Annotated in this window: 12 protein-coding genes; 6 read left to right on the top strand and 6 right to left on the bottom strand. The window is 70.0% G+C overall.

What is annotated here, in order from left to right; all coding sequences use genetic code 11:
- The 4 genes from QZ483_RS10025 to QZ483_RS10010 form a co-directional block, all read left to right on the top strand.
- A partial coding sequence (locus tag QZ483_RS10025; RefSeq protein WP_367117100.1) for a helicase-related protein occupies positions 1-1,702 on the top strand: 1,702 nt, incomplete at its 5' end.
- A 50-nt stretch (positions 1,703-1,752) separates the two neighbouring features.
- Entirely contained in the window at positions 1,753-2,790 is a 1,038-nt protein-coding gene (locus QZ483_RS10020) for a hypothetical protein (protein WP_297083537.1), read from the top strand.
- Positions 2,787-3,272, top strand: a complete 486-nt coding sequence (locus QZ483_RS10015) for a nitrilase-related carbon-nitrogen hydrolase (RefSeq protein WP_297083535.1) — start codon at positions 2,787-2,789, stop codon at positions 3,270-3,272. The genes QZ483_RS10020 and QZ483_RS10015 overlap by 4 nt, the downstream gene beginning before the upstream one ends.
- Complete coding sequence (locus QZ483_RS10010; RefSeq protein ID WP_297083543.1) at positions 3,266-4,006, top strand: polyprenol monophosphomannose synthase; 741 nt, start codon at positions 3,266-3,268, stop codon at positions 4,004-4,006. Before QZ483_RS10015 ends, QZ483_RS10010 begins: the two co-directional genes overlap by 7 nt.
- 16 nt (positions 4,007-4,022) lie before the next feature.
- Here the strand turns inward: QZ483_RS10010 and QZ483_RS10005 are convergent, their stop codons facing one another.
- The 3 genes from QZ483_RS10005 to QZ483_RS09995 all read right to left on the bottom strand — a co-directional run bounded on the left by QZ483_RS10005 (position 4,023) and on the right by QZ483_RS09995 (position 5,528).
- Positions 4,023-4,358 carry an RNA polymerase-binding protein RbpA gene (locus tag QZ483_RS10005; protein WP_297083533.1) on the bottom strand — a complete coding sequence of 112 codons (336 nt, stop codon included), beginning with the start codon at positions 4,356-4,358 and terminating at the stop codon, positions 4,023-4,025.
- A 76-nt stretch (positions 4,359-4,434) separates the two neighbouring features.
- Complete coding sequence (locus QZ483_RS10000) at positions 4,435-5,127, bottom strand: MIP/aquaporin family protein (protein ID WP_297083531.1); 693 nt, start codon at positions 5,125-5,127, stop codon at positions 4,435-4,437.
- A complete protein-coding gene (locus tag QZ483_RS09995) occupies positions 5,124-5,528 on the bottom strand; it encodes an arsenate reductase ArsC (RefSeq protein ID WP_297083529.1) in 405 nt (134 codons plus the stop codon). Before QZ483_RS09995 ends, QZ483_RS10000 begins: the two co-directional genes overlap by 4 nt.
- Positions 5,529-5,601: 73 nt before the next feature.
- Between QZ483_RS09995 and QZ483_RS09990 the strand changes: the two genes are divergently transcribed.
- Positions 5,602-5,973 (top strand): helix-turn-helix transcriptional regulator, encoded by a 372-nt coding sequence (locus QZ483_RS09990; RefSeq protein WP_297083526.1) that lies wholly within the window; start codon positions 5,602-5,604, stop codon positions 5,971-5,973.
- Here the strand turns inward: QZ483_RS09990 and QZ483_RS09985 are convergent.
- Entirely contained in the window at positions 5,965-6,801 is an 837-nt protein-coding gene (locus QZ483_RS09985; RefSeq protein WP_297083524.1) for an alpha/beta fold hydrolase, read from the bottom strand. The two genes, QZ483_RS09990 and QZ483_RS09985, sit on opposite strands and share 9 nt — an antisense overlap.
- Positions 6,802-6,997: 196 nt before the next feature.
- Between QZ483_RS09985 and QZ483_RS09980 the strand changes: the two genes are divergently transcribed.
- Positions 6,998-7,831: a VOC family protein gene (locus QZ483_RS09980; RefSeq protein WP_297083540.1), complete on the top strand. Its 834-nt coding sequence runs from the start codon at positions 6,998-7,000 to the stop codon at positions 7,829-7,831.
- Between the two features lie 392 nt (positions 7,832-8,223).
- Here the strand turns inward: QZ483_RS09980 and QZ483_RS09975 are convergent, their stop codons facing one another.
- Entirely contained in the window at positions 8,224-8,721 is a 498-nt protein-coding gene (locus tag QZ483_RS09975; RefSeq protein WP_297083523.1) for a flavodoxin domain-containing protein, read from the bottom strand.
- Between the two features lie 126 nt (positions 8,722-8,847).
- On the bottom strand, positions 8,848-10,874 hold a 2,027-nt coding region (locus tag QZ483_RS09970; RefSeq protein WP_297083521.1), incomplete at its 5' end, for a pyruvate carboxylase subunit B.

Below are 10,874 nucleotides of genomic sequence, written 5' to 3'. Positions count from 1 at the left end.
GCGGTGGCGCGACCACCTCGAAGCGGGGATCGCGGCGCACCATGCCGGCATGATCCCGCTGTTCAAGGAGGTCGTGGAGGAGCTGTTCGCCGCGGGGCTGATCAAGGTGGTCTACGCCACCGAGACGCTGGCGCTCGGCGTCAACATGCCCGCACGGTCGGTCGTCCTCGAGAAGCTCGTCAAGTGGGACGGGCAGGGGCACAAGGACCTCACGGCGGGGGAGTACACCCAGCTCACCGGGCGCGCCGGCAGGCGCGGCATCGACGTCGAGGGTCACGCCGTGGTCGTGGAGCACCCGGGCTTCGACTCCGCGCAGCTGGGCCGCCTGGCGTCGCGCCGCACGTACCCGCTGATCAGCTCGTTCCAGCCGTCATACAACATGACGATCAACCTGGTGGGACGATCCGGTGTCGCGCAGGCGCGCGAGCTGCTCGAGTTGTCGTTCGCGCAGTACCAGGCCGATCAGTCGGTGGTCGGCAAGGCCCGCAAGGCGCGCGAGCTCGAGTCCGCGCTCGCCGGCTTCCGCGAGGCCGCCGCCTGCGACAGGGGCGACTTCATGGAGTACGCCGCGTTGCGCGACCGCATCAACCGGCTGCAGAAGGGCGCATCCAAGGCGGCTTCCCGCAGGCGACGCGAGGCCAGCGCCCAGACGCTGGCCGGGCTGTCCCGGGGGGACGTGGTGCGCATCGGCGGCGGCAAGCGCGCCGGGCTCGCTGTCGTGGTGAAGCCGGACACGGATCCCGGCGCTCCGCGGCCCACGGTCGTCACGACGCAGGGACGCTCGTTCCGTCTCGCGGTGTCCGAGCTCCACCACGGGCTCGACATCGTGGGTCGGGTGCCGGTCCACAAGAAGTTCGACCACCGTAACGGGCGTGCGCGTGCCGAGCTGGGCCAGGTGGTGACGAATGCCCGCGCGAGCTTCGACGTGCCGTCCCGCAAGCGCGACGCGCCGGTGCGGGACCAGGACGATCAGGTCGCGGGGCTGCGCCGCGAGATGGCGGCGCACCCGTGCCACGGATGCCCCGAGCGCGAGGACCACGCACGGTGGGCCGAGCGTCACTTCCGTGCCCTGCGCGACCACGACCGCGTGGTGGGCGAGATCTCGCGCGCGACCGGGTCGATCGCCCGGGTCTTCGACAAGCGCTGCGATGTCCTCCGCGAGCTCGGGTACCTCGAGGGAGAGGGCGCCGCGACTGCCGTCACCCACGCGGGGGCTTCGCTGAGGACCCTGTACTCGGAGAACGACCTAGTGATGGCGGAGTGCCTGCGCTCGGGCGTGTGGAGAGAGCTGCATCCACCGGCTCTCGCCGCGACGGTCTCGTCGCTGCTGTACCGTGGGCGCCGCGAGGACGATGCGCGCACCCCCAAGGTGCCCGGCGGACCCGGGGGAGTGCTGGGCCGCGTGCTCGCCGAGACGCAGCGCGTCTGGTCCCGGATCGACGACCTTCAGACGGCACGGGGCCTGCCCGCGCTGCCCGAGCCTCACTGGGGCCTCGTCGCGCCCATTCACGGCTGGGCCCAGGGCCGGGGCCTGGACCAAGTGCTGCAGGGCAGCGAGATCGCGCCGGGGGACATGGTGCGGTGGTGCAAGCAGGTGATTGACGTCCTCGATCAGGTGGCGCAGTCGGCGCCCGAGCCGGAGCTGCGGGCGCGCGCGCACGCCGCGATCGACGCGATGCGGCGCGGCGTGGTCGCCTACTGACCTCGTCGCGCCTGTCCGGCTGATCGCTCGGCGCGCCCTACTCTGGTTGCGTGTCACTCCTGCTGCGCCTGAGCATCGCCCTCGCCGGCGGCTTCGCGCTGAATGCGGCGTTCCCCGATCGTGGATGGTGGCCGCTCGCCTATGTGGCGTTGGCGGCGCTGTGGCTGTCTCTCGCGAAGGCGCGCGCGTGGGGCGGGTTCTTCTACGGGTGGGCCTTCGGCACGGCGTTCATGCTTCCGCACGTGTGGTGGGCGCACGAGGCCGTGGGCGCGATTCCCTGGGTCGCGCTCTCCGTGGCCTCGGGTGCGTTCTACGGGCTGTTCGGCGCCGGTTGGTGCCACATGCGGCGCTCCGGCATGATGCGCGGCAACGTGTGGATCGAGGCTCCGGCCTTTGCGGTGCTGTGGGCGGGAATGGAGCAGGTGCGCTCGGTCCTGCCGTTCGGTGGCTTCCCGTGGGGCCGGCTGGCGTTCTCGCAGCTCGACGTCGCGGTGTCCTCGCTCGCCTGGGTCGGAGGGGCGGCGCTCGTCTCTTTCGCCGCCGCGCTCGCCGGGGGACTGCTCGGGGGCGGCATCGAGGCGCTCCTCCGGGGGCAGGTGCTGACGGGTGTCGGCGCGCCCGTCGCGGGCGTCGCGGTGCTCGTCGCGGGCATCTGGATCCCGCTCGATTCCCAGGCCACGTCCGGCGAACTGCGCCTCGGCATCGTGCAGGGGAACGTCCCCAACCCGGGGCTGGACGCGTTCGCCAATGCCCGCGAGGTCACGCGGAACCATCGGGACGGCACGCTCGCCCTGATGGAGACGAACCCGGGACCGATCGATCTGCTGGTGTGGCCCGAGAACTCCGTCGACTACGACCCCCGGACGGACGATGCCTCGGCTGAGCTCGTCACGGAGTCCGCGATCGCGGCGGACGCCCCGCTGCTCCTGGGCACGAACGACTACACGCCGGAGGACGGCCGCTACAACACGTCGCTGCTGTGGACGCCACAGGGCACGGTGCTCGACACCTACATCAAGCAGCGCCCGCCGAGTACATCCCCATCCGCGACTTCGCGCGACGCTTCTCTCCCGAGGTCGACCGGGTGACCACGGATGTGCTGCCGGGCGAGGAACCCGCCGTGATGACGCTGCCCGTGGACGCGCTGGGCCGGACGGTCACTCTCGGCACGGTGATCTGCTTCGAGGTCGCGTACGACCCCATCGTGACCGGGTCGGTCGCTTCAGGCGCTGAGGTGCTGATCGTCCAGACCAACAACGCCTCGTTCGGCGAGACCGCCGAGTCCACGCAGCAGTTCGCGATGACCCGCCTGCGCGCGATCGAGACGGGCCGCTCGGCGATCCAGATCTCCACCGTGGGCGTGAGCGGCGTGGTCGACGCGCGAGGTCACGTGTCGGAGATGACCGGGCTGTTCACCGCGGAGCAGATGTACGCCGAGGTCGCCCTGCGCGACACGGTGACTCCCGCCGTCCGGCTGCGGTTCGTGTGGGAGTGGGCGCCTCTCGTCGGCGCGCTCGGACTCGTCTTCACGGCCGTGTCGCGCCGCATGAGCGCCAGGTACGACTGGTGACCCGCACTCTCGTCATCATCCCCACCTACAACGAGCGAGAGTCCTTGCCGCTCCAGGTGGATGCGGTCCTTGCCGCGCGCCCCGGGGTCGACATCCTCGTAGTCGATGATGCCTCTCCCGACGGCACGGGGGAGTGGGCCGATGCGCGGGCCGGGCAGGACGCCCACGTGTCCGTCCTGCACAGGCCGGGCAAGCAGGGGCTGGGCGCCGCGTACCTCGCGGGCTTCGCGTGGGGGCTCGACCGCGACTACGAGGTCCTGGTCGAGATGGACGCCGATGGCTCGCACCGCGCGGAGGACCTGTCCCGCGTGCTTGACGCGCCGGGCGCGTGGGATCTCGCGATCGGGTCGCGCTGGGTGCCGGGTGGATCGGTGGAGAACTGGCCGGCCCACCGTAGGCTGCTGTCCACCGGGGCGAACCGCTACGTGCGGGCGATGCTCGGCATCTCCGTGCGCGACTCGACGGCGGGATTCCGCGCCTACCGCGCATCGGCCCTGCGAGGGCTGGACCTGGACGGTGTCGAGTCCCAGGGCTACTGCTTCCAGATCGACATGGCCTGGCGCGTCGCACGCGCCGGGGGCACCGTGGTCGAGGTGCCCATCACGTTCGTCGAACGCGAGCACGGGACGTCGAAGATGTCAGGGGCGATCATCCGCGAGGCTCTCGTGAAGGTGACGGTCTGGGGCATACGAGAACGCGCGACGCAGGTGCGTCGCGCGTTCCGTCGTCGCTGAGCCTGGGGGCGCTGCGTCAGCCGATGCGGCCGGCGCGCAGGAGCTCGAGGCGCTCGTCGAGCAGGTCCTCGAGCTCGGCGATGGTGCGGCGCTCGAGCAGCATGTCCCAGTGGGTGCGCTGAGTCTTCTCGTCCTTGGCCTCGGGGCGGTCGCCGTCGCGCAGCAGCGCGAGCGCGCCGCAGTGGCACTCCCACGACAGCGGCACGTCGGCCTCGACGGAGAAGGGGAAGGTGAGCACGTGCCCGTTGGGGCAGTCGTAGTGGACATCACGGCGCTCGGCCAGTTCCGCGTTCGCCGGGGTCTCCATGCTCTGGGTTCCCAGTCGCATGCCACGCAATGCTCGATCAGCCATGTCAGCCTCCCTCGTCAGCGCAGGCGGGGTTGTGCCTGCTCCCTGGAAACGTCCCTGGTGGGGCCGATGTTCCCGGCTAGTCCTTCCCGGTTGTGGGAACGACTGGCGAGGGGACCAGGGTGCGCACCGCGACGACGCCGAGGGTCGCGCCCACGAGCTGCGCGGCGATGAACGGCAGGGCGGATGCGGGGGAGACGCCGGCGAACGTGTCCGAGAGCATGCGACCCACCGTGATGGCGGGATTCGCGAAGCTGGTGGAGCTCGTGAAGTAGTAGGCGGCGCCGATGAACGCACCCACCGCGGGTGCGATCCAGACGCTTTTGCCGGCGCGCACGAGCAGGAAGATCGTGCCGACCAGGCCTGCGGTCGCCACGACCTCGGCCAGCAGTCGGGCGGCATCCGCACGATCGGTCGTCGAGATCGAGACTGCCGGCAGGTCGAACATCAGGTTCGCGATCACGGCGCCCGCGCTGCATCCGAGGATCTGGACGGCGATGTACTGCCAAGTCTCGGACCAGGGCCGCGCGTGCGGGTCCATCGCGCGCTCGGCGAGGGACACCGCGGGGTTGAAGTGCGCGCCGCTCACCGGTCCCAGGGTGGCGATCAGCACGGTGAGTGCCAGCGCGGTGGCGTACGAGTTCTGCAGCAGCTGGAGCCCGACGTCGTCAGGGCTGAGGCTCGCGGCCATGATGCCGGAGCCGATGACCGCGATAGCGAGCGCGGCCGAGCCGATGAGCTCGCCGGCAAGGCGGCGGGCCCGGTCGGTCACGCGAGCAGGTCCGCGAGCAGGGCCTCGACGCGGCCCTTGATCTCGTCGCGGATGGGACGGACCGCGTCGACGCCCTGGCCGGCGGGGTCCTCGAGCTTCCAGTCCTCGTAGCGCTTGCCGGGGTAGTACGGGCAGGCGTCGCCGCAGCCCATGGTGATCACGGCGTCCGAGGCCTCGACGGCCTCCGGCGTCAGGACCTTGGGCCGCTCGGCACGAATGTCGATGCCCTCCTCGAGCATCGCCTCGACCGCGGCGGGATTGATCTGGTCCGCAGGCATCGAACCCGCCGAGCGAACCTCGACGCGTCCCTGTCCCAGGTGGCTCATGTATCCGGCGGCCATCTGCGAGCGTCCCGCGTTGTGGACGCACACGAAGATGACGGAGGGCTTGGTGTCAGTCATGGCGACAGACTTGCGCATACATCGACACCTGTCAATATCGACAGATGTCGATACGGTGAACTAGCATCGCGGCATGAGAGTAGGGGAGAACCTGCTGGTCGACGGCGGCGTGTGCGAGCCGGGTGCGCAGCTCACCCTGCCCGAGCCGGTGGCTCCTGCGGTGCCCGCCGCGATCAAGGCACTGAGCGATCCGACGCGCGTGCGCATCGTGCAGATTCTGGCCGCGAACGGCTCCGTGTGCGCTTGCGATCTCGAGGAGCCCCTGGGGCTGTCGCAGCCGACCGTGTCCCACCACCTCCGGCAGCTCCTCAAAGCGGGGCTGGTCGAGCGGGACAAGCGCGGCACCTGGGCGTTCTATCGGGTGTCATCGGGCGCGCTCGCCGGTGTCGCCACGGCGATCGGCGCGCTGGTGCCGGCGGGCGCCGGTTCGGCCTCGTCAGCGTGACGCGGCGGCGATCCACCTGAGCGCATCGCCCGCTTCCTCGAGGACCGACACGTGGCCGGCTCCTGGCACGCTCCGCAGCTCCGCGCGCAACCGTCGCGACAGCCACCGGCCATGCGCCGGTGGAACGATGCGGTCGGCGTCGCCGTGCCAGATGCGGACGGGGGCGTCGATCGCGTCGAGGTCCACGTCCCAGTCGTTGACGTACGAGAGGTCGTCGTCGATCGCTCCATCGAGGTCGGCAGGGGAGAAGGAGGACGCGATGCGGCCGAGCCACTCCCACGAGCCGTCCAGCGCGGCGAGATCGCGGTCGGTGAACTCCGGGTCGTACCCGTCGTCTTCGGCGGCACGGCGCGCGGACTCGCCGCGCTCGGCGCTGGTGAGCGCCTTGATGCCCGAGTCGATCATGCCGTCGAACCAGTCGAGCCCCTGCACGTCGCGGGGAGCGAGCCCGGCGAGAGTAGCGGCGGCGGTGACCCGCGGATCCGCGGCGGCGCACGCGAGTGCGTGCGGGCCGCCTCCCGAGTAGCCCATGACCGCATAACGCACGATGCCCAGCGCATCCGCGATGTCGGCCACGTCCGCAGCCGCGTGACCCACGCATCGGCCCTGCAGGCGATCCGAGTCGCCGTAGCCGGGCCGGTCGTGGCCGATCAGCCGCAGGCAGAGCTCATCCGCGATCGCCAGGAGCGGCTGTGGAGGTTCGCCGATCCCGGGAGTGCCGTGGTGCCAGAACACTGGCAGTGCGATGGCCGAGCCACGGCTACCGGCGTCGTGCACGCGCACGCGTCGGCCATCAGTGGCCGTGATCACGCGCGTCTCGATGCTCACCTCACGACAGTATCGACAGTCGGGGGAGGCCTGCAGGGCTCCATGTCGAACCCGGCTCGCGCATCGATGACAATTGATTGTCGTTTCAAGTAATATTGAGGTCATGATGACGGACGATGAGCCTCGCGTGCCGCACGGGCACGCCGCCAGTGGGCTCCGCGACAGCGCTACGGAGCCGCTCGCCGTCTCGACGGCGATGGGTGCGGTCACCCTGCGCGTCGCCGATCTTGACGCGATGGTGGCGTACTACCGAGACGGGGTCCTGCTCAAGCTGATGTCGTGCGACCACGGCATCGCGGTCCTGGGGCGCGACGGCGTCCCGATCCTGGTGCTCGAGCACGCTCCGGAACTCACGTGGGCGCGCCCGGGCTCGGCCGGGCTCTTTCACACGGCGATCGTGTTCGACTCGCGTGCCGAACTGGCGCGCTCGCTGTACTCGATTGCACGCCGCTACCCGGGGACGTACACGGGCAGCGCAGATCACCTGGTCTCCGTGGCTTTCTACATGACGGACCCCGAGGGCAATGGCGTGGAGCTCTATTGGGACCGTGAGCGCAGCTCGTGGTCGTGGACGCACGGCCAGGTGGAGATGGACACCCTCCACCTGGACCCGAACGCGTTCCTCGGGGAGCATCTCGACGTCGAGACCGCCGGCTCACGCCAGCGGCTCGCACCGGCTCGTGTGGGTCACGTGCACCTGTCCGTGGGCGATGTGGCGTCGGCGCGGTCGTTCTACGTCGACGCGCTCGGATTCGACGCCACCGCGTCCCTGGGAAACCAGGCACTGTTCGTGTCCGCTGGCGGATATCACCACCACATGGCGATGAATGTCTGGGGCTCGAGCGGCGCGGGCCTACGTGCGCCCGCGCTGGGACTGGGCCTGGTGCGCATCGAGGTGCCGTCCAACGACGAGCTCGGCGCCGTGAGCGAGCGTCTGGGTCACTACGGGTTCGACGTGGCCGACGACGGCGCCACAGTGAGTCTCGACGACCCGTGGGCCAACAGAATTGAGCTGTCTGTCCGGGCGTAGTTTCGGGCTGCTCGCGACGCCGTTGCCGTTATGGACCACCTCGCACGCGTCACGCCGATAATGCACATTATGTCAATTCACGCACGGAAGGCGCGGAACCGGGCCCTGGCGTGGCCGGTCCCCTGGGCTCGCCGTGGCGGACGCGTGCCTCGAAGACCTCGTGCGACGGCCGCGTGCGCAGATGCTCCGCAATGGCTTCCCGAGTGGTCGATGGCGGACAGGCCAAGGGAAGGTTGCCGCCGCTACCGCCACCAGTTCGTCGACATTTGCGACGGTGGCAGAGCGCAGGCGTGGTCGCGTGTCACTCACCTGGGCCAGTCTGCCAGGAGGTGAAGCATGAGCACGCTGCGTCTTCACGCGAGTCGTCTTCGCTCGCGCATCGACGGCACGCGTCAGACGGCTGCGACCGCCCTGAGTTCGGATGCCACCTGGTCCGCCCAGTTGCGCACGGCGGCGAAGTCGCGGAAGTCGCCGCGCGGAGGATTGAGCGCGCGGATGATGGCCTTCTCCCCCACGTTTAGGTGGTCGTACTCGAGCGCCCCGGGGAAGCGCTGGTGCGTCTTGGCCCCCACATCGCGAGCGAGCCCGTCGGCCTCGTCGAGCTTCTGGCCCGGACGGACGACCGTCTCCATGCCCACGGAGAACATGTAGACCTCGCGCCGGCGCAGCTCGATCATGTGGTCCCGGACCAGCTCGGAGGCATCGCGCCTCCACAGCCCGCCGTAGACGGCGCTGCCGACCACGACCGCGTCGTAGTAGTGGACGCTCAGGACATCGGCGGCGTCCTGCACCTCGACCTCGAAGCCCGCCTCATCGAGCACCTCGCCGATGGCCGCGCCGATCTCGCGCGTTGAACCGTACTTAGAACCTGTGGCTACCAGAACCTTCATGGCGAGACCTTTCTCTTCGACGGCTCCAGTCTGTCGCGTTCGGGCAGGACACGCGAGGGACCTTTGTCCCCGCTGGCGCAGAACTCGCCAGCGGCCACTGGCGAACACAGCGATCTAACAGGTATTTCAGTCGCCTATGACCTCGAGGACCAGGTCCCCTCCCCCGAGCGTCTCGGTGCCGTCGATGACCACTCGCGACACTGTGCCTGCCACCGGAGTGGTGATCGCGGACTCCATCTTCATCGCCTCGATGAGGGCCACGGTCTGTCCGGCCTCGACACGATCCCCCTCCGAGACCGTCGGCGCCACAGCACCGGAGAACGGCGAGCCGATGTGCCCGGGCATGGACGGGTTGGCCTTCTCGCGCGCCACCACCTCGACTGCGGCCGACTCATCCCGCACCTGGACGGGCCTGATGGAGCCGTTGTAGGTGAAGATCGCGGTGCGCTCGCCATGGTCGTCGGGCTCGCCGAGGGCCTCGAGCGACACGATCATCCGGACACCGCGATGGAGGTAGATGTTGACCTCCTCGCCGCTGCCGGCCGTGAGCCCGTAGAGATAGTGGAAGGTGTCGACCACGGAGATGTCGCCATAGCGGCCCACCGCAGCGTCGAAGTCATCGGCCGGACCCGGGAAGAGCAGGTGGTTGAGGCGTCGACGGCGCGCCCCTCCCGGCTCCGCGAGGACCGCGCGATCGTCGTCCGACAGCTCCGCGCGCTTGCGCTCCGCGTCGCGCCCCTCGAGCGCGCGACTCCGGAAGGGCTCCGGCCAGCCCGCGGGCGGATCGCCGAGCTCGCCCTGCAGGAAGCCGATGACGCTGTCGGGCAGGTCGTATGAGCCCGGGTTGGCCTCGAAGTCCGCAGGGTCAGCGCCCTTCGCCACGAGGTGGAGCGCGAGGTCGCCCACGACCTTCGAGGATGGCGTCACCTTGACCAGGCGGCCAAGGATCCGGTCGGCGGCGGCATACATGTCCTCGATCTGCTCGAACCGGTCGGCAAGCCCCAGGGAGATCGCCTGCTGGCGCAGGTTACTGAGCTGGCCGCCGGGGATCTCGTGGCGATACACGCGACCTGTGGGCCCCGGCAGGCCCGACTCGAAGGGCGCGTACAGCTTGCGCACCGCCTCCCAGTAGGGCTCGAGATCCTGGACCGCCGCCAGCGAGATGCCCGTGTCCCTCGACGTGTGCTCGAGCGCCGCGACGAGGGCGCTCATAGGCGGCTGCGACGTGGTGCCCGCCATCGATGCGGACGCGACATCGACGGCGTCCACGCCGGCCTCCGCGGCCGCGAGCAGGGTGCCCACCTGGCCGCCCGCGGTGTCGTGCGTGTGCAGATGCACCGGCAGGTCGAAGCGCTCGCGCAGGGCCTGCACCAGCATGAACCCGGCCGCCGGCCGCAGCAGCCCCGCCCTGTCCTTGATTGCCAAGATGTGAGCGCCGGCCTCGACCAGCTGATCGGCCAGCCGCAGGTAGTAGTCGAGCGTGTAGATGTCCTCGTCGGGCGCGATCATGTTGCCCGTGTAGCACAGGGTCGCCTCGGCGACCGCCTGCCCGGTGCCGCGCACGGCCTCGATCGCCGGGCGCATCTGCTCGACGTCGTTGAGGGCGTCGAAGATCCGGAAGATGTCGATGCCGACCTCGGTCGCCTCCTCCACGAATGCATGGGCGACCTCGTCGGGATACGGCGTGTAGCCCACCGTGTTCCGGCCGCGCAGCAGCATCTGGAGCGCGATGTTGGGAACGGCCTTGCGCAGGTCCTCCAGTCGCAGCCACGGGTCCTCCGACAGGAAACGCATCGCGACGTCGTACGTCGCGCCGCCCCAGCACTCGAGAGAGAGCAGCTCAGGGGTCATGCGTGCGACGTGGCCGGCACCCTTGAGCAGGTCATACGTGCGCACCCGGGTCGCGAGCAGCGACTGGTGCGCATCGCGCATCGTGGTGTCCGTGACCTGCATGGTTCTCGACTCGCGCAGCGCACGCGCGAAGCCCTCGGGACCCAACTCGAGCAGGCGCTGGCGCGAGCCCGCCGGCGGCTCGGCCTTGAGGTCGATTGCGGGGAGCTTGGCCTCGGGATAGAACGCCTCGCTCGGCGGCTCGCCGTGAGGCCTGTTGACGCTCTGGTAGCCCAGGAACGACAGCAGCTTGGTCGAGCGCT

Source organism: uncultured Demequina sp., from assembly GCF_913055775.1.
In the GTDB taxonomy this organism is placed as follows: domain Bacteria; phylum Actinomycetota; class Actinomycetes; order Actinomycetales; family Demequinaceae; genus Demequina.
Note: the sequence above shows the minus strand (reverse complement) of the source record. Positions and strands in the feature narration are given on the sequence as shown.